At 56.5% G+C, this 22,816-nt stretch carries 21 protein-coding genes; 6 read left to right on the forward strand and 15 right to left on the reverse strand.

Annotation, left to right across the window (positions count from 1 at the left end; translation table 11 throughout):
* Nucleotides 1-4: 4 nt before the first annotated feature.
* The 5 genes from BXY39_RS17800 to BXY39_RS17820 all read right to left on the reverse strand — a co-directional run bounded on the left by BXY39_RS17800 (nucleotide 5) and on the right by BXY39_RS17820 (nucleotide 5,754).
* Complete coding sequence (locus BXY39_RS17800; protein ID WP_121940259.1) at nucleotides 5-1,156, reverse strand: LptF/LptG family permease; 1,152 nt, start codon at nucleotides 1,154-1,156, stop codon at nucleotides 5-7.
* The gene (locus tag BXY39_RS17805; protein WP_121940260.1) at nucleotides 1,153-2,355 is read right to left on the reverse strand and encodes an LptF/LptG family permease; all 1,203 of its coding nucleotides are present in this window, start codon (nucleotides 2,353-2,355) and stop codon (nucleotides 1,153-1,155) included. Before BXY39_RS17805 ends, BXY39_RS17800 begins: the two co-directional genes overlap by 4 nt.
* Before the next feature lie 69 nt (nucleotides 2,356-2,424).
* The gene (locus BXY39_RS17810) at nucleotides 2,425-3,408 is read right to left on the reverse strand and encodes a hypothetical protein (RefSeq protein ID WP_121940261.1); all 984 of its coding nucleotides are present in this window, start codon (nucleotides 3,406-3,408) and stop codon (nucleotides 2,425-2,427) included.
* Between the two features lie 152 nt (nucleotides 3,409-3,560).
* Complete coding sequence (locus BXY39_RS17815; RefSeq protein ID WP_121940262.1) at nucleotides 3,561-4,778, reverse strand: glycosyltransferase family 4 protein; 1,218 nt, start codon at nucleotides 4,776-4,778, stop codon at nucleotides 3,561-3,563.
* 376 nt (nucleotides 4,779-5,154) lie between these two features.
* A complete protein-coding gene (locus BXY39_RS17820) occupies nucleotides 5,155-5,754 on the reverse strand; it encodes a PAS domain-containing protein (RefSeq protein ID WP_121940263.1) in 600 nt (199 codons plus the stop codon).
* A gap of 336 nt (nucleotides 5,755-6,090) precedes the next feature.
* On the opposite strand from BXY39_RS17820, the gene BXY39_RS17825 reads away from it, so the two are divergent.
* Entirely contained in the window at nucleotides 6,091-6,309 is a 219-nt protein-coding gene (locus BXY39_RS17825; RefSeq protein ID WP_121940264.1) for a (2Fe-2S)-binding protein, read from the forward strand.
* Nucleotides 6,310-6,473: 164 nt separating this feature from the next.
* Here the strand turns inward: BXY39_RS17825 and bfr are convergent, their stop codons facing one another.
* Entirely contained in the window at nucleotides 6,474-6,962 is a 489-nt protein-coding gene (gene bfr, locus BXY39_RS17830; RefSeq protein ID WP_121940265.1) for a bacterioferritin, read from the reverse strand.
* A 252-nt stretch (nucleotides 6,963-7,214) separates the two neighbouring features.
* On the reverse strand, nucleotides 7,215-8,135 hold the full coding sequence (locus BXY39_RS17835) for an MBL fold metallo-hydrolase (RefSeq protein WP_170163945.1): 921 nt from the start codon (nucleotides 8,133-8,135) through the stop codon (nucleotides 7,215-7,217).
* Between the two features lie 383 nt (nucleotides 8,136-8,518).
* Here BXY39_RS17835 and trhO point away from each other — a divergent pair, with 383 nt between their 5' ends.
* On the forward strand, nucleotides 8,519-9,466 hold the full coding sequence (trhO, locus tag BXY39_RS17840) for an oxygen-dependent tRNA uridine(34) hydroxylase TrhO (protein ID WP_121940267.1): 948 nt from the start codon (nucleotides 8,519-8,521) through the stop codon (nucleotides 9,464-9,466).
* A gap of 272 nt (nucleotides 9,467-9,738) precedes the next feature.
* Nucleotides 9,739-10,167, forward strand: a complete 429-nt coding sequence (locus tag BXY39_RS17845) for a hypothetical protein (RefSeq protein WP_147453633.1) — start codon at nucleotides 9,739-9,741, stop codon at nucleotides 10,165-10,167.
* Between the two features lie 148 nt (nucleotides 10,168-10,315).
* On the opposite strand, the gene BXY39_RS17850 is transcribed toward BXY39_RS17845, so the two are convergent.
* From BXY39_RS17850 to BXY39_RS17860, 3 genes are all read right to left on the reverse strand, one after another.
* Nucleotides 10,316-10,744, reverse strand: a complete 429-nt coding sequence (locus BXY39_RS17850) for a BLUF domain-containing protein (protein WP_121940269.1) — start codon at nucleotides 10,742-10,744, stop codon at nucleotides 10,316-10,318.
* 117 nt (nucleotides 10,745-10,861) lie between these two features.
* Entirely contained in the window at nucleotides 10,862-11,551 is a 690-nt protein-coding gene (locus BXY39_RS17855) for a metallophosphoesterase (protein WP_170163946.1), read from the reverse strand.
* 51 nt (nucleotides 11,552-11,602) lie between these two features.
* Nucleotides 11,603-13,390 (reverse strand): M24 family metallopeptidase, encoded by a 1,788-nt coding sequence (locus tag BXY39_RS17860; protein WP_170163959.1) that lies wholly within the window; start codon nucleotides 13,388-13,390, stop codon nucleotides 11,603-11,605.
* A gap of 198 nt (nucleotides 13,391-13,588) precedes the next feature.
* Here BXY39_RS17860 and BXY39_RS17865 point away from each other — a divergent pair, with 198 nt between their 5' ends.
* Entirely contained in the window at nucleotides 13,589-15,724 is a 2,136-nt protein-coding gene (locus BXY39_RS17865) for a S9 family peptidase (RefSeq protein WP_121940370.1), read from the forward strand.
* A 3-nt stretch (nucleotides 15,725-15,727) separates the two neighbouring features.
* Here the strand turns inward: BXY39_RS17865 and BXY39_RS17870 are convergent, their stop codons facing one another.
* Nucleotides 15,728-16,165, reverse strand: a complete 438-nt coding sequence (locus BXY39_RS17870; protein WP_121940272.1) for a protein tyrosine phosphatase family protein — start codon at nucleotides 16,163-16,165, stop codon at nucleotides 15,728-15,730.
* A gap of 194 nt (nucleotides 16,166-16,359) precedes the next feature.
* Here BXY39_RS17870 and BXY39_RS17875 point away from each other — a divergent pair, with 194 nt between their 5' ends.
* On the forward strand, nucleotides 16,360-17,010 hold the full coding sequence (locus BXY39_RS17875) for an OmpW/AlkL family protein (RefSeq protein WP_121940273.1): 651 nt from the start codon (nucleotides 16,360-16,362) through the stop codon (nucleotides 17,008-17,010).
* A 61-nt stretch (nucleotides 17,011-17,071) separates the two neighbouring features.
* Here BXY39_RS17875 and BXY39_RS17880 read toward each other — a convergent pair whose 3' ends face one another.
* Both BXY39_RS17880 and BXY39_RS17885 read right to left on the reverse strand, forming a co-directional pair.
* Nucleotides 17,072-17,716, reverse strand: coding sequence for a DNA-3-methyladenine glycosylase family protein (locus BXY39_RS17880; RefSeq protein ID WP_211332329.1), 645 nt, complete (start codon nucleotides 17,714-17,716; stop codon nucleotides 17,072-17,074).
* 64 nt (nucleotides 17,717-17,780) lie between these two features.
* Nucleotides 17,781-19,643: a serine hydrolase domain-containing protein gene (locus tag BXY39_RS17885; protein WP_121940274.1), complete on the reverse strand. Its 1,863-nt coding sequence runs from the start codon at nucleotides 19,641-19,643 to the stop codon at nucleotides 17,781-17,783.
* 28 nt (nucleotides 19,644-19,671) lie between these two features.
* Here BXY39_RS17885 and BXY39_RS17890 point away from each other — a divergent pair, with 28 nt between their 5' ends.
* Entirely contained in the window at nucleotides 19,672-20,346 is a 675-nt protein-coding gene (locus tag BXY39_RS17890; RefSeq protein ID WP_121940372.1) for a nitroreductase family protein, read from the forward strand.
* A 20-nt stretch (nucleotides 20,347-20,366) separates the two neighbouring features.
* Here the strand turns inward: BXY39_RS17890 and BXY39_RS17895 are convergent, their stop codons facing one another.
* Nucleotides 20,367-21,266, reverse strand: a complete 900-nt coding sequence (locus BXY39_RS17895) for a MipA/OmpV family protein (RefSeq protein WP_170163947.1) — start codon at nucleotides 21,264-21,266, stop codon at nucleotides 20,367-20,369.
* A gap of 117 nt (nucleotides 21,267-21,383) precedes the next feature.
* Nucleotides 21,384-22,754, reverse strand: a complete 1,371-nt coding sequence (locus BXY39_RS17900; protein ID WP_121940276.1) for an MATE family efflux transporter — start codon at nucleotides 22,752-22,754, stop codon at nucleotides 21,384-21,386.
* Nucleotides 22,755-22,816: the final 62 nt, after the last annotated feature.

Consider the following 22,816-nt stretch of genomic DNA (forward strand, 5'->3'; position numbering starts at 1 on the left):
GGGTTCAGTCCAGCCGTATCAGGATACTTGTGCCGATCAGGCCATACAGGAGAAGGGACCCATAAGCTGACAGCAGTGGCGGTATCACGCCCATTGTCCCCATGGCGACCATATAATTGTCCAGTACGAAGAAGCTGAACCCCAGTGCCATTCCCAGAATTACACGCCCGATGCGCGCCCCTCCCCTTGGCAGGCCAAAGGCGACAAAGGCAGCCAGAAGCGGCATGGTGGCCGATGACAGGGCCAGCGCAAATCGGTGATAAAGGCTGGTTTTCAGGGTGAAATTCTCAAGACCGGCAGCGTCCAGGATGCCTATGGCAAGATTTAAGGAGGCAATATCAGCCTGCTCCGGGCGGTCGATCTGGGCGAAAATATGGTCTATCGGCACACCGAAAGTCCACGGTTCGGTTTCAGCGGACAGCATGTCATGCGCATCGAGATCGAACCGGCGAATATTGTAAAGTGTCCATACCGACCCGTCGAAAAGCGCGAATTCAGCCGCCATACTGCGGTTAAGCAGGCCGTCAGTGCCTCTTTCATAAATATAGAGATCGTCCAGTAGAACCTGTCCCCCCATTCGGGTGGCCGTACGGGCCTCGACAATCTGGCGGTCATCCTGAAACCACAGATCCTGGCGCCCTTCGGGCGGAAGGCCTGTCGACAGGCTGTAGTCCTGTGACTGCCAGTATGCCAGGCGGGCCGATGCCTTGACGGTGACCTGATCGTGAAACACGGCATGGGCGGCCGATATGATCAGGGACACGCCCACCATCGGTGCGATGATCTGTCCGGGGGACAATCCGCTGGCCCGCATGATGGTAACCTCGCTGTGGACATTGAGGCTCGACAGGGTGAAAAGTCCGCCCAGAAGGGCTGCGAAGGGGGTGAACTGACTGATCAGTTCCGGACTGCGCCACAGGATATAGCGTATGAGGGAGGCGCGTGTGGCCCCATCCGCCGCCATGATGTCGTCAGACCTGTTCAGCATGTCCAGCATCTGCAGGATGACGACAAGAACAACCAGCATCAGGGCAAAACGACTGAGATAGGCCCGTGCCACATAATGGGCCAAAGCGCGCGAGGGGATTGTTCTGCGGCGCAGCCGGCGCAAGCGGCCCCCGACTGTGTCTCTTTTTATGGCGGAGGGTGTCGTCATGCGGGTGCCTTGCCGATGAGCCGTTTCAGTCTGTCCCCGGCAGTATGGCTGATCCGGGCAATCAGGGTTTCAAGCTGGCGGAGACCGCCGCGTCCCGGCTGTTCAGCCATCCGGTAAAAAAGACGCAGGGAAACCAGTAAAAAAACCGCATAAAGCGGCCACATGGCCACATACGGACTAAGACTGCCGCTTGAAACCGCGCTTTCGGCCCACTCTTCGAGCAGTTCGTGATAAATAATCACAAGGCCGAGGCCGAGTATGGGGCCAATGCTTGATGGCTGTCGGCGGTTGCTGACGCCGACGGAGGCAGCCAGGAAAGGCAGTGCAAGAAAAGTAAGCGTGTGGATGATCCGGAAATGAAAGCTGGCGCGGTAGGAGTCATAATCGGCAATTGTCGCCTGTGTTTCCTGTGAGAGGATCGTGAGCAGTTCATCCATGGTGGCTTCGCGCTTTTCGCCGCCGCGTCCCCGAAACGCAGTAACATCCGGCAAATCCAGGGCGATATCCTGCTGATCGAAATTTAGTACGCCGGGCAGGCGTTCGCCGGGCCGGACAACCATCTGCCTGCCCCTGAACAGGCGTAAGAGCAGAATATTCGGGTCGCTGCTGCGCACGAACCGGCCTTGACGGGCTGTAAAGGTCGAGCGATCGCCATCGGCATTTTCGTATACGACAAACAGATCGATCAGATCCTGTCCCTGATTTTCCGTGCGCCCGATACGCAGTTTGACACCGTCCGCAACGTCGACGAATTTTCCCACCGGAACGCGCGCGCCCAGAAGGCCCGCCTGCAGTTCATAACGCAGTTGGTGATAGGCATAGCGCGCATAGGGCTGGACATAGGCGAGCAACAGAAAATTTAGCAGCATCATTAAAAGGCTCAGCATCATCAACGGCCTGATAAGGCGCCAGGGGCTGATACCGGTTGCCTGCATGCTGTCCAGTTCACTGCTCAGCGACAGACGGCGAAAAGCCAGAACCACTCCAAGGAATACACTGAGCGGCAGGGCAAGCGACAAATAGTGCGGCACCAGAAAAGCCAGCATTCGCCAAACCACATCGACCGGCCCGTTTTCGTGCAGCACGAAATCCAGGAGACGCAGCATTTGCTCCAGCAGCAGCAAGAGGGCGGCGACAAACAGGCTGACCGCAAGCGGTGTAAAGGCGGTGCGCAGGAGATATCGATCTAAAAAGGCCATGATAATGGTGGCGTTCCTAATGCTGGCCGTCGGTGATCATAGCCTTTTTCGGTAGGTTTCAGTATCAGTTCAAGTTCCTTTTGCGGGTACGACCCGTCCGCCCTTGGGCGGCTTGATCGGGGCCGGCATGAACTGGCGGAAAGATGTGAGGCCGTAAATTGCCACATTCAATATTTGCGATAGGGCACCTGCTGCCAGAAACATACCGGCGACTGTCGCTTCCGGAGCCTCGAGATATCCGGACAGAGACAGACCAAGTCCGAGATACATAAGGTCCGTGTTGGGCAGGAACGGGACCCGTGTCAGGACGAGCTGGGCCGTCAGGAACATCAACCATGTCTCGAACGGAACCTGCGGCAGGACGACGGCCCACATGGCAGTCTGCAGAACTAGCATCAGAATCAGGCGAACCATATGGATCGCGAAAACTTGTAGCGCCAGCCGACCGGGCAGGGCGATGATGCTTTTCCGGAAGCGCAGTATCATTGGCACCAGGATCAGGCCGACCAGGGCCGCGACAATGAAATATGCCTCGAAATCGGGATCGGCCTCCAAAAGGACTGCCAGTTGGCCCGTGACCAGGAAAACGCCAAGAAGCAGTACCGTAAAGGTATTGGAGGCAAGACCGGACAGGATGGTGCTGTCCTTTACGGTCGAGAGGATTTTACGGTTGTCGAGCGGAATGGCCTTGCGGGCCCACATGGCAAGATAGGCTTCGCCCGAATAGCTTAGAACAGCATAATTATAAACCCGTTTTCGCAGGAAGACGCCCAGACGGGATGTAAGATTTTCCCCCCAGATCAGTTTGTAGACGAACAGTTCGGCGATCGGGATGGCAAAAAACCAACCCAGAAAAAAGATATAGTACCAAGGGGTTGTCGGCAGTGCATCGGCCACGTCCGACCAGCCGATATCACTAAGGCGGCCGGCAAGGAAGACCACGACCGCAGTCACGAAAGTCACTTGCAAAACCCTGAGGGCAATCATCAGGCTGCGCTTTTCGCGCAGCCGGTCAAGCATGTCCTGAAGGTCATTCCGTTTTAAGAAAAGCACAGGTGGTGGGTATCCATGTATTCAGGCCGTACTGTCCGACCGTTTCTTGTTAAATGTAGAGCCGGTGCATTTGCCCGGCTCTTTTTTATCCACAAGGGTGACAGGGATCGCGTTTTCAGCAAATCGTATCGCGGTTCCGGTGATTTCGGGTTTCAATTGGCGATGGTTGTCCTGCCAAAACGGTTGGCAGAAGACCAGATGCGTTCGGCGCTGTTATAGGTGTCCAGGACTTCGATATACTGGCTGAGAAGCGTTGAAAGAACGGCATTCCAGGTAAAGGCCCGGCTTCGTGCATGGCTCTCCGCCGCCATGCGCCCATGCAGCTCCCTGTTTTCGATCAGAAGCCGCAGGCGATCGGAAAAGGCGTCAATATCGCCGGCAGGAACCAGAAAGCCGGATTCGCCATCTTTGACCAGCGTGCGACTGCCCGTGGCATCTGCGCACACGGATGGAACCCGCGATGCCATGGCCTCCAACGTTACATTGCCGAACGTTTCCGTAATGCTTGCATTGAAGAAGATATCGGAACTTGCATAGGCACGGGCCAGATTTTCACCGCTTAGAAAACCTGTAAAGACGGCATCGGGCAGGCGTTCCATAAAACGCGCGCTTTCAGGCCCATCTCCAACCACAAGGGCTTTGTGCCGTACCCCTTGCTGCGTCAGCCGGTCCAGTGCATCGGCGAAGACGCCCAGACCTTTTTCCAAAACAAGACGTCCGACAAAGGTGATGACCCTGTCCTCATCGTCAATGCCGTTCGCCCGCCGCCATTCCATATCGCGCCGTTGCGGATTGAAAAGATCGGTATCGACACCCCGGCTCCAAATCCGCAGATCGCGGGCCATGTCCTGCTCTCTCAGAACATCGACCATTGATTCCGATGGGACATAGACATGTTCGCAGCGGTGATAGAAGCGCCGCATGTAATCGGTGACATGCTTTTCAAGCCACTGCATGCCGTAATAACGGGGATAGGTATCAAACCGGGTGTGAAAGCTGGCAACGGCGGGTATGCCGCGTTTGCAGGCCCAGTGTAACGCCGACCGACCAAGAAGGTCGGGTGCCGACAGATGAATGAGCGTTGGTTTGAAGGCTTCCAGTTTTTTGCGGGCCGCGCGTGGCAGACCGAGGGCCAGGCGATATTCACCACGTCCCGGCAAGGGCAGGGACGGCACAGACACCAGAGTGCCATTATGCTGGAAAGCCGGTTTTTTGACCGTCGGCGCGAAGACCAGAACCTCAACACCCTGATTTTCCAGGAAGGCTACAAGCTTGTTCAATGCCCGGACAGGCCCGTCCATGACATAGTTATAGTTTCCGGAAAAAAGCGCTACACGGTGCAAGCCGCTAGCCTGAATGTCGAAAGGCATCTTCCACCTCGGTCCACACATCGGGTGGCGGAGCCGCCCGTTTATCCCCCCTGAGGCCACAGGATAACAATCTTTTGGGACAGGTTTTAGACTGTCCTCTGAATCCTATCCGGACGACCATTTTATCATATCGGTTCCGTGAATGTTCGCGACCGGGTGCCGCATCCGTATCAAAGAGCCATCTCAATAGCCACGGCACATTCCCGGACATACGCCATTTTGCATGCGTCCGATCTTGTTACCAGTATATGCTGTTTTTTGAAAATCAAATCACCTTATTACGGATTTTCCCCATGCCGGGGTGGTGTGGCCCCCTTGGTCGGGATGCGGGACGCATTCTTACGCACTGTCCACTGGCTGGACGTTTCGTCGATTTTTATTGGTTTTCGTCCGGTAAGCCAAAGCCGATGTCGATAAAACCGGCTTCCACAATTGTGTGGTGTTCAATAATTGGCGGATCCTCGATCATAGGATCATAATGCCCTTCGCCGAACTGATAGGCGCTCACATAAAAACGCACCTCGCCGCCGCGGTCTGTCAGTGGAAGAAGAAGAGCCTTGAGAGCCATCATTTTGCCGCCTCGGCGGGCCAGGTCTTCGAATATGTAAAAGCCACAGGGCTGCTGGCGGATTGAACGGTAAACAAAATCAATGCTGGTGCGTTGGGCCGGTGGTGTCAGGTCAAGAACCGGCCGGCCCGTCAGCGGTACGCCCATCATATCATCGACGCGCGTCCCGCTGAGGCGTATGCGCACAACACCATCCTGCTCGACCTCGCAAATTATAAGACCGGGCAACGCTTCTTTCAGGGCGCGCATGCTCAGCGCGGCTTTTGCAGGCACAGCCCCGCCGGCGGTTGTCTGCAGGGCGTGCCAGTGATCCCATAAGATCGCGGCCATTCCCTCCGGGCGGTAGGAATCGGCGCTTAAATTCTGCCGGCCTCTCAGGGGCCTCATGACTTGTCCGTGATTGTCCATACTCAATTTTAGTGCGTGTCCATATATTACGCCAGTAGGAACACGACGCCGGTAGAAAAGTCCGGGCCGGTTTTATCGGTATGGCGATTGCCTGCCGGTGTCATTGCTGAAGTGATTTATCCTGAGTGGACATGCTCTGGATCTGGCGGGCCTGCCCTAAATTGAGTCTGCCCTAAATTGAGAATGAGATGCAGATTCTTCTTGACCGGCAGAAATGACTTCGGCATAGATAATTAAGAATAGTTCGCACTATTATATGTGCGGTACTGTCATGGCAGGCATATGTCATTTTTCTGGACAAACATGCCGATAGTAGAAAGCGCAAAGACCTGACCAATGTATATCTGCATGTGTAACGGATACACGGACAAGGATATTGCTGCGGCGGTCAACACCGGCGGTGCCGCGACAGCCGAAGATGCCTACGCCGCATTGGGGAACGGATTTTGCTGCGGCGCCTGCCGTGATTGTGCCGAGGACCTTGTTGCCGACCTGACAGAGACATCAACCGGCAATCCGGTTGCCGCCAGGACCGTCCTGCTGGCGGCGGAATAATTTACAATCCAGCCCCATTGGGTATCGTCATCATGGGGGGTATCGCCGTCATCGACTTTGATACAAGGACAGGGAAAACCCTGTCCTTTGGCATTTAGAGGCGATTTTTCGGCCATCTTTGGAGGATACCCGTTCGGTGCCGTGCCTCGTATCCGTGTTTGAGATCAGTCGTCGCTCTCGCCAGCGCTGCTGCTCTGCAATTGTATATAATTTTGCAAGCCCATGCGCTCAATCATGTCCAGTTGCGTTTCCAGAAAATCCACATGGTCCTCTTCGGAGGTCAGGATGGAATCCAGAAGCTGACGGGTCGCATAGTCCCTGATCTCTTCACAGTAAGCGATCGCAGCGACAAGGTCCTTATGATTGTTGTGCTCCATTTTCAGGTCGCACTCTATGATTTCCTTTACATCCTCGCCGATCAGCAGCTTGCCCAGGTCTTGCAGGTTGGGCAGCCCGTTTAAAAATAGGATGCGTTCGATCAATGCATCGGCATGTTTCATTTCGTCGATGGATTCTTCATACTCATAAGCGCCAAGCTTGCTGACGCCCCAGTCCTTCAGCATGCGGGCATGCAGAAAATACTGATTGATCGCGGTCAGTTCGTTTTTCAGGATCGCGTTCAAATGGCGAATAACGCCTGCGTCACCTTTCATCTTATTTCTCCCTTTCGTCATGTATTCGTAAATTAAGTCTAATTCTTAAATGCAATGGCTTGAACAAATCTGGCTATGCAGAATACTCTTTACATAGTGTTTCGAATATACGCAAAATAATACTTCTTGGATTTACATTGAAATCCGTTATCATTCTTAAATAATCCGAAGAAAATTTCTGAAATTCTAGGCGGTTTTTATTCCGTACATGGTGCAGGCACTGACTATGGATGGGGGCGTTTTGGCGTCACCTTAAAATCCGTCGACCAGAAAGCCGTCCCGGATCAGTCTGTTGAGATGCTCGCTATCATGGGACGGAATGATCCTCAGTCGTGGTTCTGCAAGATACAGTGTGTTGAGGCTCCGCAATTGCGCGGCGACAGCTGATCTGTCCTCCGGCGGTTCCATGATGACATTTTGCATCAGTCGGGGACGGTGGCGCACGTCCCTGATGCCGTCGATGCTAAAAGTGATATCGCCGATGAAAAGCACTTCCTCACCGTCCGCAAGGCGGACATAGATAATTTGGCTGCCCGGTGTATGACCCGGTGCCGCCATAACCACCACACCGGGGGCAATTTTTGTCGGGGCGCTGTTGTCGAGAGCTTTCGGGCTGCTTCCGTTCCAAAAGGGACCGGGTTTGCCGGCAAGCGCCGGAAGAGCGGCTATCTGCGATGGGCTCAACACCGACTTGCGGATCAGACTGGACAGCCGGTCGCTATGGGCAAGACCGCCCATATGGTCCCAGTGCTCATGGGTCAGGACAATGATGTCGGCTTCGTCCATCATCCGTGCCACGCGATTTTGTGCCGGTGCGTCATAAACAGGGCTGGTTCCCGGCTGTTTTTTTGCCGCCAGATCCTCAGGCATGCCGGTATCGACCAGAATGCGTCCAGACGGCCCGCTGACCAAAAAAGCCGTTCGGGCCATGCTGAAATGGCCAAGCCCTTTTCCGGCGATGGCAAGGCCGAGCGGAATATGATCGCGTCCGACAACTTCTACCGCGACGGTTGTTGGCAGTTGGTCCCCGTCCTGAGCGGTCAGGGCGCGCATTTCACGTATTGGCAGGCGGAAATCCGTCGTGCGGCTTACGCGCCCGTCACCGATATAATAAAAATAGCCTGCGGCAACAATGACGCTCAAAAGAACAGCGGCACGCAATATGGCTGTCACGGTGTGTATCTCCGCCGTTCGATATGAAACGCGCCGGTTTCCGCAGTGATACGATCTTTCACCCTCCAATCCGGATGGTCTGAGGGGCGGCGCCACAGCGTCAGGGCCCTTGTGGCTGGTCTGATGATCATATGATAATTCCCCTGGGGCCGTCCCTGACTGGCAATCATTTCCTTTACTACAGTCCGAACGGAAGAGTGACAAGGCGGTGGCTGTATATGCAGCGGGCATGGAAATCTTTGTGCAGATGACCGATTTTCAGATCGGGCGCGGACATATCGGTCTGAAGACAGGCTTGTGCCGCTTCGGCTTGCCGCCTTTTACCTGTCGGAGTATAAGCCCGACGGTTGCTGACGGATCATGTTGGATAGATTCTTTAAATTATGGCCAGGCTCGTCATTGCCGCTCTTTATCAGTTTGTGCCGCTGGTGGATCCGGCGGCGCTGGCCATTCGCCTTAAATCCCTTGGACGGCAGTTTGGGTTAAAAGGCACACTTTTGCTGGCTACCGAAGGTATCAACGGAACCATTGCCGGAAGCCCGTTGGCTGTTGATGCGATCATCGCTGCCCTGCGTGCCTGGAGCGGTGTCGACGATGGTCTGAGCCTGAAGCTGGCTTTTGATCACAGCCCGCCTTTTCACCGCTTTAAGGTTCAGGTCAAGGCCGAGATTGTCACCATGGGATTGCCGGGTCTGGATATTGGCGCCACACGCGGCACCTATGTGGAGCCGGGTGACTGGAATAGGCTGATCAACGACCCAAGTGTCATCGTCATCGATACGCGCAATGATTATGAAGTGTCGATCGGTAGTTTTGCCGGGGCTGAGAATCCGGGTCTCAACAGTTTTCGGAGCTTTCCGACCTGGCTGGAAAATCGTCTCGCTTCCGGCTCGGTTGACAGGGTCGCCATGTTCTGCACCGGCGGTATACGGTGTGAAAAAGCCACGGCCTGGGCGCGCCATCTGCGCGTCCGCGAGGTCTACCATCTGAAGGGCGGTATTCTGAAATATCTTGAGGATACCCCGGAAGAACACAGTCTTTGGAGGGGGGAGTGCTTCGTTTTTGATGAGCGCGTATCCGTCGGCCACAGGCTTGAGAAGGGGGCGTATACGCTCTGTAGGGGCTGCCGCAGGCCTGTCGGTCCTGCCGAACGCGCATCTTCGCAATATGAAGAAGGTGTCAGTTGCCCCCACTGTCATAATGAAACCAGTCCTGTGCAGAAAGCCCGTTTTGCCGAGCGCCGGCGCCAGGTCGAACTGGCCGAATCCAAAAGCGACTGTCATATAGGCATGTCACAGTCACAAGCCCATCATACTCCTGAAAAGAGCTAAACGGGCCAGTCTCAGGCACTGCGGTTCTCTCACTTCAAGCGTATCGGTTTTCAGCATGTCGATGCTGGCCGGAAGCAGGATGTGCGTGCGGCCATGCTGTTTGTTTATCCGTGATATATATCGCAAATTAGTACAGAAATTGTACTAAATTTTCCCATAAAGCATTGCTTCAGCGCTAAATATGACATTTATGTTGCAGTTTTTTGTCACGCAATGTACATATATCTGTAACAAAACAGGTGGATCCACCTCTCCAACAAAGAGAGGCACATATGAAAAAAACAATTATAACCCTTGCTTTGGCGGCTCTGACTGGGGCCTGTTCAACAGCCTACGGGCAGTCCGGTGCGATGGTGGAAGCCGAGGCGCCGGCCAATGAAAAAATGACCGCCCATGCAACGCATGGCCATGTCACGGAAGGGGTCAAGGCAACAGGTTACACAGAACTGCTGGCCGGCAATCTGTCCGACGCGGAAGCGACCTTGTCACAAGGCGGACCGGAGGCTTTGAGTGTTTTCGATCGGCTGAACCTTGCGTATATCTACAGCAGGACCGGCCGCGCGAAACAGGCGGAAGCCTTGTATGAAAGCATCCTGTCCATGTCTGACAACCCTTACGCTCTGCTTGGTTCGGGCAAAACCAAAAGGGTCAAGACGATTGCACGGGATGCCATGGTCGCATTGTCGGTAAAGGACAACTGATGCGGTATATGCCTTGTCATGCAGGGCAACTTGAAAAGATGCATGGCGGCACGGTTTGATCTTTCGAGATCGGAGTGTGCCGCCGGTTGGCCGAAGTGTTTCCTCGGGAACGCTTCGGCTGTTTTGACTCCGGGTCGGATGGTGTGATTCAGAGACTGCTGTCAAGCAGAATGGACTGCATATTTCTCATAAGCAGAGCCGGGTTGCTTGGGCTTTTGAGACTGTCCAGTTTTGCCGGCACCCAATCCCAGCCAAGTGTTTCACTTAACAGACTTGTCTGATGATCATCGAGAGTTTTATAGGCCATTGCCCAATCGCCAAAGCTGCGCCGACTGATGTCCTGCTGGCCAAGAATCGTGATGTCGCAGTGCCTTGGGTCCGTTTCAATCCGTTTCACAAGCTGTGTAATATCCTCTTCAGGCCCTTCAAGAACCTGCAGGAAAACACCACGGCCGTAAAGCAGCAGGCCGGTAATACCGACAGCATGGTTTTTCTGTTTTGAGACCCGCCAGATAGCCGACAAATCCTCTTCCGTCAGGGTTTCGTCGGCAGCGCTCATATAGATCAGGCTGTACACATCCTCCCCCTCGGTCTCTACGCATGTCCGCAGTCACATCCGGTAGATGTGAAAATGCTTAACATAAAGGCATCTTACTCTACTCATGGGGGATGATACAGACATTAAAAGTATCATTTACGACACCAGTGCCTGCGGCCAACTGAGGGCTTCGCGTGCCGTTAACAGGGTCAAAGCCCCTCCATAAACAGCACCGGTATCGATAAAAAACGCACTGCCGAGGCGTGTGGGCGCATCAATCGGTGTATGGCCATGAACCGTCAGTTTGGCCGTATGATCGCTGCGAACGCGCCGTTCCTTGATCTGTTGCCGGCCCCAGACCATGGTTTGCCGTATGGCGGTGTCAGTGATCGCGGTGTCGACCATGCGCCAGTCCTGACCGGGCCATTCCCCGTGGCAGATACCGATGACACCGCCCCCCGGCAGATCCAGCGTAATGGCCAGCGGCAGGTCAGTGGCCAGTTTTATCGCCACAGCCATTGTGTTTGCATCGAGACTGTCGGTCCAGCCGCCACCGTTCATTTTCCAGAAGGTCTGGTTCGTCTCGTTTTCGGGTGTTGCCAGGGCATCAAGCATCATGACTTCGTGATTGCCTCTGACGGCGAAAAACCACGGTTCCTCGATAAGGCGCAAGGCACCAATACTGTCCGGTCCCCGGTCTACCAGATCGCCGACGCTGATAACGCGGTCGCGTGATGGATCGAAGCCGCGGGCCGTCAGGCTGGCCTGTAACAGTTCCGTCTGGCCATGCAAGTCGCCAAGCAGGAAGTCGCGGCCCAGTTCATTGGGTGGGAGCCGCAGATGCAAAGACGTGTTCCCTGTTTTCATGTCCAAAATCGGCAACTGATTTGTACGCGTTCATGTCCGGGCCGGCAGCGGGGCGGTGGCGTGTTCAAGCCATGCGCGGGCGCTGTCTTCCACATGGGGTGTGATAAGCGTACGAACCCGGTCATGGTATTGGTTCACCCAATCCGTTTCCGCATCGCTCAGCAGGTCGATCCTGATCAGCCGTCTATCAATGGGAACCAGTGTCAGGGTTTCAAAAAAGAGCATGGGACGCTCTTCTTCTTTTTCGGAACGCTGGACCAGAATCAGATTCTCAATCCTGATCCCATAAGCCCCTGTTTTATAATATCCCGGTTCGTTGGACAGGATCATGCCTTCTTCAAGAGGAATGTCGGTGCCGAATTTTGCAATGCGCTGCGGACCTTCGTGCACACCGAGAAAGCTACCGACCCCGTGGCCTGTGCCGTGGTCATAATCCAGGCCCGCCTGCCACAGCGGACGTCTGGCAATGCCGTCCAGGGCCTGGCCGCTTGTACCCATCGGAAAGCGGGTCAGTGCCAACTGAATATGGCCTTTCAAGACCAGTGTGAAATGCGTTTGCATCGCCTGTGTAGGCTGACCGACCGGGATTGTGCGGGTGACATCGGTTGTACCGTCCAGATACTGCGCACCGCTATCGAGCAGATACAGGTCGCCCATTTGCAGTTTCCGATTTGTTTCTTCGGTCACGCGATAATGAATGACCGCCCCATTGGGGCCGCTGCCGGAAATGGTATCGAAACTGCTGTCGGCGACATGGTTCCGCTTTTGACGGAAGTCCCACAGGCGGTCCACAAGGCCAAGTTCATCCAGACGGCCCTCGACGGCGGCGCCGTCTTCGATGGCTGTGTCAAGCCAGGCGAGAAATTCGGTCAGTGCCGCACCGTCGCGTATATGGGCATTGCGTGTACCGGTCTGCTCCGTCGCATTCTTGCGTGCCTTGGGCAGGCTGCAGGGATCGCGGTCCTCGACAATAACGGCACCGCTGTTTTCAAGAGTGGAAACAACCTTTGCATTGGCCACGGCCGGGTCAACAAGGACGCGTTTGCCGGCGCCGCCCAGCTGTGTCAGGGTTTCATAAAACCGCTCACGTGGCTCAATACGGACACTGTTGCCAAGGTGCGTCCGAAGATCGGTGTCGATTTTGCGTTCATCGATAAACAGGATGGCCGTGCCGTCGGCGTTTAAAAGACCAAAAGCGTGTGTGACAGGCGTATGCGGGACATCCCTGCCGCGAATGTTAAAAGCCCATGCAACACTGTCGAGCATGGTGAGCACGGCGCAGTCCGCTTTTTTGTTTTTGAGGAGGCTGGCGATATCGTCCCGTTTGGCGGCGGCGCTGATGCCCGCGAAGTCGTCGTCATGGGCTATGGCGGGCGCAAGGGATGGAGCCGGACGATCATGCCAAATCGTGTCGACGGGATTGTCGTCCACGGTCTCAAACCGTAATGAAGCATCCCTCAGGGTTTTGCCGACTTTTTGTACCCAATCCGGTGTGCACAATGTCGGGTCATACCCGATGCGTGCCTTTGCGCTCGCGTTATCGATGATCCAGCTGTCAAGGGGATAGGCCTCCATATGGCAGCGCTCAAACAGGGTGTGATCCACCTGATCCTCCACCTGCAGCGTGTAGCGGCCATCAACAAAAATGGCGGCCTTGTCCCTCAGCACAACGGCGGTACCGGCCGATCCGGTGAAACCGGTCATATAGGCAAGGCGCTGTGCATAATCGCCGACATATTCGCTCATATGTTCGTCGGTCAGAGGAATGATGAAACCATCGAGCGCACGCCGCGCCAGCTCACCGCGCAGATGGTCCATACGGTCTGCATGTACGGAGGATGGTCCGGCCGGAAGGGCTCGATCGATTGCAGCCTGGCCGGCGTTGATGTCTGTGTCATGCATCGGGGTTCTCCTGCGGATTGTGTCCTTTCTTGACAGTGCGGCCCGCAGCATTCAAGCCCTAAGCCTGCGGAATGTTTTTCTCCCCAAAATGCCGTTTATGTAAAAGAGACCATGATGACAAAACTTTTGCCCAGACTGGCAGCTCCTGCCGCACCAACACCACCCGCAGCAGACCGCCGGGCACGCAGGGTGCGCGTCCATGATCGTGATATCGAGGACCCGTATTTCTGGCTGAAGGATGCAGGATACCCAAAGGTCGAAGATCCCGACATTCTGGATTATCTGAGTCGTGAAAATGCTTATTACGAAAGCGTCATGGGTCCGGAACGGGCGCTGACGGACAGGCTGTTTTCAGAAATCAAGGGCCGCATCAAATCGGATGATGAAAGTGTGCCCTGGCGCGAAGGGCCTTTTGAATACCGCTGGGCTTTTACGGCAGGCGCTCAGTACAGGTCCTGGTATCGCCGCCCTGTTGTGACCGGTGGGTCCTGGACCCTCATTCTGGACGAGCCTGCACTCGCGGCAGGGCATGACTTTTTCCGGGTCGGTGGGGTCTGGCCCAGTCCGTGCGGGCGCTTTCTCGCCTATACCGTGGATACGAGCGGAGGAGAGCGCTTCACCGTCCACATTATGGATCTGGAAAGCGGAGAGGTCACCGACAGTTCGGTCGGCAATGTATCCTCCGAAATTGTCTGGTCCCTGGACGGTACATCCTTTATCACCGTGGCCCTGACCGAGGAATGGCGTCCTTACCGGGTCGAGGCCCACGCATTGGATACGTCCGGCAGGGCCATGCCCGCCCTATTGCTGTACAGGGAAGAAGACGAAAGCTTCTTCGTGCATATTGATGCAAGCAGTTCGCGCGACTGGCTGATGGTCCGTGCCGCCGACCATGAAACGTCAGAAGTCCATCTCATTCCACTGGACCGCCTGGATGTGAACCCCGTCTGTGTGGCGGCGCGTCAGACAGGCCATGATTATACACTGGATCATGGCCTGCCGGCCGAAGACGGCGCGGGCATTGATTTTGTCGTACGTTCGAACCGTATATGCGAGAATTTCGCACTTTATCGCCTGCCGTCACCGGCTCTGGGCAAGGGCGTGGAGCATTGGAGATGTCTGCGTACAGGCGACAACCGCCGTTATATTCGTGGCCACCAGCTTTTCAAAAGCTGGCTTGTGGTCGAAGAACGTGTCGACGGTTTGGACCAGCTGATTGTCTGGCCCCATGCCGGAACGCCTGAGCCTATTCCCTTTGACGAAGCGGCCTATGAAGTCAGCCTTGACAACAATCCGGAGTATGATCAGCCGTTCGTGCGGATTGCATATTCCAGCCTGATCACTCCGCCGAGTGTTTACGATTTCAGCCCCCTGGACGGCAGGCTGGCCCTGCGCAAGGAACAGGAAATTCCCTCAGGGTATGACAAGACGCGTTATCGCAGTGAACGGTTGATGGTGACGGCACGTGACGGCACGCCTGTGCCCGTCAGCCTCGTTTACCGGGATGATTGGCGGAAAGGGGCGGCGGCCCCCCTGCACCTATACGGGTATGGGGCTTACGGCATGGGGATGAGTCCCGCTTTTTCGGCGTCGCGCCTTTCACTTCTGGACAGGGGGTTTGCCTATGCAATCGCCCATGTCCGCGGTGGCGATGAACTGGGATATGGCTGGTACAAGGCCGGGAAGCGGGACCGGCGGCAGAATACATTCAATGATTTTGTCGATGTTGCCCGATACCTTGAGGGCAACGGGTATGCCGCGCCCGGCGGTATCAGCATATCCGGGGGCAGCGCGGGCGGCGAATTGATGGGAGCGGCCGTCAACCAGGCACCGGATTTGTTTCGTGCCGCTGTATTGCATGTGCCCTTCGTCGATGTGCTCAACACCATGCTGGATGCGGATTTGCCCCTAACCCCCATTGAATGGCCGGAATGGGGCAATCCGGCCGCCAGTGTCGGCGAGTATGAAACCATCCGGGCCTATTGTCCCTATACCAATATCACGGCACAGGACTACCCGCCGATGATGGTGACCGGCGGTCTCAATGATCCGCGCGTCACCTATTGGGAACCCGCCAAATGGACCGCCCGGCTACGCCATGTCAAAACCGACAATCACCTGCTGATCATGAAAATCAACATGGGGGCTGGCCATGCCGGCAAATCCGGGCGCTATGAACGGCTTTTCGAAACAGCAGAAGAATATACTTTCCTGTTGATGGCTTTCGGCGCTGCCGGTGAAACAGTCTGACGGTCAGCGGTTGCCACGCAGATGGTCCAGTGTCGGCGCAAGCGGTGACATATCATAGCCGGCACCTTGTGCGCGGTTGAGAATCTCGCCGGTGGAAAGCGTGCCGGTCATGGCCTCGGCCATGGCCCACAGCATGCAGGACCGTGTACCCGAACGGCAATAGGCGAGCACCTTGCCGTCTTCGCCGTTCAGGGCACCGGCCATGGCCTCTACCGCATCCATGCCGGGTTGCCCGGATGTGATCTGGGCGGTTGCCCAGGCCAGGCCCTTGTCATTGGCGACGGACTGAAGGGTTTCATTGGCCGGCTGACCGGGCTCCTCGCCATCGGGCCGGTTGTTAATAATCAGTGTAAAGCCGTCCGCCGCCGCTTCGGCGATATCGTCCTCGGTAATCTGCGGTGATACAAAGACGCGATCCGCCACCTGCCGAAAATTCGCCATTCCTGTCTTCCTTTGTGTGAAACCTTGTCCGGGTTGTCATGACGCCTGCGACTTTTTCGCACAGGCACGATTGATTCATGTCAAACGCTAATGGGAAATAAAAGGGCAAAAAAGGGTCATCGCGTCTGGGAGTGTATTCATCGCGTATAGCGGGAAGCAATTTTGACCAGGCGCTTTGATCAGGGAGACGACCCATGAAAACCTTAAAAACTGTGATGTTATCCGCATTGGCCGTATCCGCTGCCAGTGTTGTCGTGCCCGCCCCTGCGGCAGAAGCCGAGGCCGGTGACTGGCTTGTTCGTTTGCGTGGCATATATATCCGGCCCAATGACGATGCCGTTATCGACCCTATCGGCGGTACGTCCGATATTGGCGGGCGTTTCGTTCCGGAGTTGGATTTTACCTATTTTCTGACCGACAAAATTGCCCTTGAGCTGATTTTGGCGACAGCCGAGCATAATGTGTCAGCCATAGATACGGCGGCCGGTGAAGTGGACCTTGGCGACGTCAATCTGTTGCCGCCGACCCTGACGCTGCAATATCACCCCTTCGCGGGCGAGCAGTTCAGCCCCTATTTCGGTGCGGGTGTGAACTATACGGTTTTCTTCAATGAAGATGCACCGTCTGCAGCCGGCTCTGCTGTACAGGATATTGATTATTCAAATGAATTCGGCTTGGCCCTGCAGGCTGGAGCCGACCTGGCACTGAATGACAAATGGTTCGTGAACGTGGATGTGAAGCGCCTGTGGCTGAGCACCGACGTGACCATCAACGGTGGTGACATCACCGCCGATGTGGATATCGACCCATGGATCTTCGGTTTCGGGATTGGCACGCGTTTCTAAGCGATCCCCATTTGAAAGCGATGCCTCAAACTATACCCGGGGTGGCCTGACCCCGGGTTTTTTATAGAGGCACATTGTTCTGATAGTGCCATGCCAGAAGGGCCACGGCACTCCGTTTCGGCCGCCAGGGGTGGCTGAGTGCCTCAAGATCTTTCGGAGCGGGACGCGGATTATCCAACCCCAGTATTCGCGCCGTTCCGATGCGAACCGCCAGATCGCCCACCGGCCAGATGTCGGGTCGGCCGAGGGCAAACATCAGGTACATTTCCGCGCTCCAGCGGCCGAAGCCTTTGATGGCCGTAAGGGCGGCGACAGCGTCTTCATCGGGCAGGCCGCCCAATCCGTCCAGGTCCAGAGTGCCCGAGCCAATTGCCTCCGCCAGGCATTGTACGTAAAGAACCTTGGCACGTGACAGGCCGGCGGCACGCAGGGCCTCATCCGATTGGCTGAGTATATATGCCGGATCGGGCGTTTCACCGATGAGATCAAACAGCCGCCCGGCAATGCTGGCGGCGGCCCTGGTGGAGACCTGCTGGCCGATGATGATACGAATCAGGGTGGCCATGCCGGGGCTGCTTTTCCGTTCCGCCGGCATTCCGGCCGTCGCGATCGCCTTTTTGAAACGGCTATCCTCTTCCGCCAGTTCGCTCAGCATGGCTGCCACACGCGGTGTGCTTAATCCGAAAGATATCTGCTTGTCCGTCACGCCTGCATATCCTTAACCGTCTGTTCGGCGTTTGCGGCGGGCACCCCCCGCTGCCCGGAGCGGATCAAAGTGGCCAAAAGGTTCCGGCAAGTCCCCAGGTAACGGTCAGAAGGAACAGCACCAGCGCCGCCGCCGTCAAGAGTGTCAGGTGCAACGGTCCGAGAAAGATGCCTATACCGGCCGGCATCTCCCCCTTGCGTGCAAAGGAGAGTGCGAACATCGGCAGGGTGAGGATCAGCATCAAGCCGCCATTCAATAACAGCCGCCAGCCCAGAACGGCGAGAGGTTCGTCCTGAAGAAGCAGTGCATAAGGCCAGAAATGCAATTCCATAAGCAGCCCAGCGCCGAACATCGCGGTGCCTGTGGCGCCGAAACGGCCCATCCGGCGCCAGGGTTTTTTCGGATGCCGCCAGTAAAATACCGATGTCAGCAAAATCAGCAGCACCCAGGGAAACGGCGCCAGAACGAGCCGCTCGTCACCAAGAACGCCGACATGGCGGTAGAGATGACCATCCATAACAAAATACCCCCTACCGCGCGCCTGACTGAATGTCAGGGTGCCGCCATCCTTGCCCGTGAAATGGTAGGGCGTGGCGGGGTCAAACCTGCGGACACTTCCGTTACGGCGTATTTCCAACCCGGAAGCGCCATGATCCGCGACAAAAACGGTGGCTTCCCTGATACGGTTCAAGCGCAGTTTGAGCCAGGCAGTCGGGGCATCATCACGCACATAAAAACCGCTGAGGTTTTGCGGCGGAACCAACTTGCGCGCCGCGTCCATCTGGCGGGACGGGTTTTGTGGCGGGATATAATGTTCAGCAATGGCTTCGGTGGTCCGATGCCACAAGCGGCTGATCCTGCAGTCCGTCGCCTGATGCCAGCCGGTCATTGACAGACGAACAAAAACCAGTTCCGCCGCCGGATATGCGATCAGACTGCTGTCCGTGCCACAGACGGGGCCGGGCAGGCTGAGACGTGTGCGCCCATGTCGTTTGTCGGCAATCAGCCCGGCTGTCCGCACAGAGGCCATGGGATGCATGTGCCACAGCACACGGTTAGCCAACAGGCCGTGGCTTTCATGTGTCAGGTAACGGGCCCCTCCCGGCAGTCTGTTGCGCACAACGAGGCGGGCAATATCCGCCAAAACCGCGCCCTTTGCTTCAAGCGACAGGACGGGCTGGAATGCTGAAGGAAGGGTGGAAAGAGTGTTTTCGCTTTGGTTGCCGGGCCAACTGATTGCTTCGCCATCGTATCCGAGGGGCTGCAAAAGCTCAGCCGTTATCAGGTCCCGCAAGGGGCGGGATGAGACCTGTTCCAGCGCCATGGCCAGCAGGGCCCATCCCACGGGGTCGTCATGGGGCATCTGTCCGGCCCGGCGCAGGCGCATGACATAGGGGCGTAATCGCTGCGTCGGTTGCAAACGGTCCGCCGCACCCCAGTCCTTGCTGTACCAGGGTGGTACGGCATAACCGCCGGTTTCACTGAGAAGGTGAGCCACTTTTGGCACGATGGTAAATGCGGGGTCTTCCACAAGTTCGGGCATGATGTGGTGCAGAGCCGTGTTCAGGTTCAGCATACCCCTGTCCGCAAGGCGCAATGCGACAAGACTCAAACTCAACCGGGCCAGACGGCCCATATGGAAAAAACGGTTTGCATCATGGGCTGATAAACCGTGTACGGCAGGACCGTTGATATAAAACAGAACGGCTTTGTCTTTATTTTCTTGCCCGTCGTCATTTTCCATGGGGTTCTGCAATGCGGGCAGTACATCGCCGGGACGCAGCACGATAGGCTGTGCACCAACGCCGTACGGTCCCAGAATGATGGCAAAGCCCATCAACACGGCGACGGGCAAAAACAGTCCTTTCCCTGCCCAGCGGACGGGATAGACTGGTATCCGGCGGGCGAAACCGATAAGAGCCTGCATGCATTTATCGTTAACCAAGGCATCGCGGATGACAAAGGCGAAATTTCAACCCCTGACCGATCTTGCAACGCCCGATGCGGCGGAAATGGAGATTCGGTCCAGGGACTTTCTGGAACTGATGAAAACACGCCGCACGGTCAGGCAGTTTTCCGATGATTCTGTCCCGGAAGCTGTGATTCGCAATGCTGTTTTGACGGCGGGCCGGGCGCCGTCCGGCGCCAACAAGCAGCCCTGGCATTTCGCGGTGATAGGGGACCCTACAAAAAAACAGGCTCTCCGCGATGCCGCGGAAGAAGAGGAAAGAGCCTTTTACAGTGGCCGTGCGTCCGAGGAGTGGCTGAAGGATCTGGAACCGTTTGGCACAGATGCCAACAAACCCTTTCTGGAAACAGCCCCCTGGCTGATCGTTGTATTCCGCCAGATGTACGGGCTGGACCCGGAGACCGGTGCCCGCGAACAGAATTATTACGTGCATGAAAGCGTCGGCCTGGCCTGTGGTTTTCTGATTGCCGCTTTGCATCAGGCGGGTCTGGCGACATTGACCCACACGCCGTCGCCGATGACGTTTCTGAACGAATTGTGCGAACGCCCGAAGAACGAACGGGCCATCATGGTGGTTGTCACCGGTAGACCGGCCAGCGATGCAGAAGTGCCGGTCATAGACAAGAAACCGCTGGACGAGATCAGCAGCTGGTTTGCCTGACCGCACGCCGTGGCCGGCGTTTAAAACTGAATCTGAAACGCCGTTCCGATGATAATCTGATCGGCTGAGCCCGGCCCGTCCACAATCGGGCTGTCTTTCGCATCGCCGAACAGGCGGCCGTACGAGGCAAGACCGTAAAGACGCGTGATATTGCTGAGCTCATAGGTGCCGATCAGATTGATATTGGCTTCCGAAACGGCGGACGATGCCTCGAAAGGCTGTAGTCCCGCGCGGGAGTTGGCGGCCTGAGCGGGTGTGATGCCGAAATTCGTCTGCATCGCTTCATCCGATTGCCAGCGCGCTCTCAGTGCGGCCGCCAGTGTCAGTCTTTCATTGCGATATAGGCCGTGCCCCGCCGTGAACAACAGGGTGGTGCCCTGGCCTGCGCCCAGTGCATTCCGCCAGTCCAGCGTCAGCTGCATCACCTCTGTCCTGTATTGTGCATATGCGCCCACATCCAGTGTGGTGCCAATGTCGCCCAGTCCTTCCAAGATATCGTTGCGTTCTTCCTGCCGGCCGAATGTCAGATTCACAAGTGGGCCGGCCTCGAAATTGCCGCTCTTGAAGGCGCGGTAAACCAGCCGTCCGCCGTTCAGGTGCAGAATATCCTTGTAGCGTATATCGATCATCGGGATGACGGCGAAACGGTAATTGTCGGACCCCATATAGTCCGGTACCCAGCCGCCGCCCAGGCCAAGGCGGATGGACATGTCTTCAGGGACGAGGTCATCCAGAAAAAGACTGCTGAGAGACTGTTCCACCGTATTGAAGGCACCGTTCAGACGGTCCAGTATATCAAGGCTTTGTGCGCTCGCCGGTACCGGTGTCAGTGCCAGAATGGCAAGGAAGACCGGAAAAGCCGTGGCGGGTGGAAATTTCAAGGACGGCAGTTTGAAACAATACGAAAGACTGATCGACATGCTGGCCATATGTCACCTTTGCCCCTGTTGGTAATGTGCCTTTTTGTCATGTACCCGAATTGGATTTGATCCCGGCAGTCCGCCCCGCCCTGAACGGCGGGGTGTCTGTGTTTGAGGTCAGCGCCGCAAAGATACCAGATGCCGGAACCGTGCAAGCTGAAAAAAGAAGGAAACCGTCACGCCGGCAAGGGTGCCTTCCATCAGGCCGCGCAGGCCCCGGTCCATCGGAAACGCCAGGATATAGCAGACAGGCAGCATCACGCCGACAAAGGCGGTTGTTTGCAGGGCCGTTGGCCACCAGGTTTCCTTCAGGCCGCGCAGGGCCCCTGCCATCACCATCTGCAGGGCGTCCAGCAACATGCCCAGTGTAAAAACCAAGGTAATGGGCAGCAGAATCTCCACCACGCGGTGGTCGTCCGTGAAAATGCCGAGCGCGGGCGCTGTGAATTGTGCAATGGCGAGCGCGAAAGTCCCCGCGATAACCAGCGTTACCGCCAGCCCCATCAGCCCCGCAAGCAGGGTGTCCAGGCGGTCGCGCCGGGCAAAGGCAATACCCACCCGCACACTGGACGCCACGCCGATACCGACGGCGATCATCAGTGGCACGCCCAGAACCTGATACACCACGCCATGTGCGGCCAGCGGCACGGTACCGATCCAGCCGGCGAAAATCGCCAGTGCTCCAAATGCCAGAACCTCTGCCGTCAGCGATACGCAGGAGGCATAGCCCATCTGGCGCTGGGCCGACCAGTCGGACCATTTCTGGCCATGGGGTTTCCGCAGTCCGTATTGTGTCAGGCTCGGCGACCACCAGACATAGCAAATGACGCTGCCCGCCAGAAACCAACGCACCACCGTTGAAGTCCATGCCGAACCTGCCGCCCCCATTTCCGGCAAACCGCCATGACCATAGATCAGCAGATAGTTCAGGCCTGCATTGATCACATTGGCGGCCATCATCAGGTAAAATCCAACTTCGGTGCGTTTGACACCCTCCAGAAACATGGTTGAATGAATGAACAGAAGATGCGCCGGCATACCCAGCGCCAGAATACGGGCAATGCGTCCCGATTCCGCCGCCATGTCGTCGGGCTGACCGAGCAGGCCAAGCCACAGCTCGGCCGGCAACAGTACGATCAGGATCAGAACCGCCAGTCCGCCCGCAAACGGCAGGGACCGCCGCCAGACACGTCCGCACTCCGCCATGTCGTCAGCGCCGTAAGCATTGGCGGTGAAGACCAGTGTCCCCATCAGCAGCCCGAGAGCCGCGACCAGCGCAAACATGATCAACGACTGATTGGCCAGGTTCAGCCATGCCAGATCCCGCGTGGCATAGTGGCCCACCATGGCCGTATCGACCATGCCAAGTCCGACAACGCCCAGCCGCATCATCACGGCGGGCCCTGCAAGCCGCGTCAGTTCGCTTCCATGTCTTGCCACGCGGTCACGCCACCAGCGGGCATCCCGCGCTGTTTCTTCCTGCCACATCTTGAAAACACTCGAGTATGATGTTTCGCGTCTCTGTACATGCACCTTAAACTATGCGTAGT

Origin of the sequence: Eilatimonas milleporae (assembly GCF_003688555.1) — a bacterium.
GTDB lineage: Bacteria > Pseudomonadota > Alphaproteobacteria > Sphingomonadales > Kordiimonadaceae > Eilatimonas > Eilatimonas milleporae.